This is a genomic window from Paraburkholderia sp. Ac-20340 (assembly GCF_017104965.1).
Classification (GTDB): Bacteria; Pseudomonadota; Gammaproteobacteria; order Burkholderiales; family Burkholderiaceae; genus Paraburkholderia.
This window is the reverse complement of sequence record NZ_JAAGPR010000081.1, coordinates 1-1,232: the sequence shown is the minus strand read 5'-3', so window position 1 is coordinate 1,232 and position 1,232 is coordinate 1. Positions and strand designations below refer to the sequence as shown.

3 protein-coding genes are annotated in these 1,232 nt (G+C 61.1%); all 3 read left to right on the top strand.

The annotated features are described in order from the left end of the window. Nucleotides 1-309: succinate dehydrogenase, cytochrome b556 subunit (sdhC, locus tag G3N59_RS36780; RefSeq protein ID WP_205987910.1), on the top strand; the 309-nt coding region annotated here is incomplete at its 5' end. Nucleotides 310-311: 2 nt separating this feature from the next. Further along, a complete protein-coding gene (gene sdhD, locus G3N59_RS36775) occupies nt 312-680 on the top strand; it encodes a succinate dehydrogenase, hydrophobic membrane anchor protein (protein WP_205987909.1) in 369 nt (122 codons plus the stop codon). 4 nt (nt 681-684) lie between these two features. After that, on the top strand, nt 685-1,232 hold a 548-nt coding region (locus G3N59_RS36770), incomplete at its 3' end, for an FAD-dependent oxidoreductase (RefSeq protein WP_205987908.1).

Genomic DNA, 1,232 nt, shown 5'->3' with positions numbered 1-1,232 from the left:
CGCGTGAGCGGTGCACTTCTATTCATTTTCCTGCCTTTCCTGTTGTTCCTGTTTGACCAGAGCCTCACTTCGGAACTCAGCTTCGAAGTCTTCCGGGGCTTCCTCTCCAACATCATCGTCAAGCTCGTCGTGCTGGTCCTCGGCTGGGCGTTCCTGTTCCACTTCTGCGCTGGCGTGCGCCACCTGTTCATGGATTTCAACCATGACCTCGCGGCTAAAGAAAAGGCCAAATCGACCTCGCTCGTCGTCGTTGTCCTCTCCACGGTCCTCACGATCGCCTTCGCGGCAAAACTCTTCGGAGCGTTTTAAGAATGTCGGCTAAAAACGGTATCGGTCCGAAGCGCCTCGTCGTGGGCGCGCATTACGGCCTGCGCGACTGGATTGCCCAGCGCGCCACCGCCGTGATCATGGCGATCTACACGATCGTGCTGCTCGTGCTGTTCTTCGGCGCACACGACTTTTCTTATGACGGCTGGGCGTCGATTTTCTCCGCCCAATGGATGAAGCTCGCGACGTTCGTCACGCTGCTCGCGCTGTTCTATCACGCCTGGATTGGCGTGCGCGACATCTGGATGGACTACATCAAGCCCGTTGGCCTGCGCATCGCGCTGGACGTGCTGACGATCGCCTGGCTGCTCGGCAGCCTGGGCTACGCCGCGCAGATTCTCTGGAGAGTGTAAAAGAATGGCTGCAATCAAGAATTCTCTGCCGCGTCGCAAGTTCGACGTGGTCATCGTCGGCGCGGGCGGCTCGGGGATGCGCGCGTCGCTGCAACTGGCGCGTGCTGGCCTGTCGGTCTGCGTGCTCTCGAAAGTGTTCCCGACGCGTTCGCACACGGTCGCTGCTCAAGGCGGCATCGGCGCATCGCTGGGCAACATGAGCGAAGACAACTGGCACTACCACTTCTACGACACGATCAAGGGCTCCGACTGGCTCGGCGACCAGGACGCGATCGAGTTCATGTGCCGCGAAGCACCGAACGCCGTCTACGAACTGGAACACATGGGCATGCCGTTCGACCGCAATGCGGACGGCACGATCTACCAGCGCCCGTTCGGCGGCCACACGGCCAACTACGGCGAAAAGCCGGTGCAACGCGCCTGCGCGGCGGCTGACCGTACCGGTCACGCGCTGCTGCACACGCTGTACCAGCAGAACGTTGCTGCGAAGACCACGTTCTTCGTCGAATGGATGGCGCTGGATCTGATCCGCGACGCCGAAGGCGACGTGCT

Excerpts from the sequence above, each read along its gene's own strand:
- sdhD (WP_205987909.1), top strand. The coding sequence starts at position 312 with ATGTCGGCTAAAAACGGTATCGGTCCGAAGCGCCTCGTCGTGGGCGCG.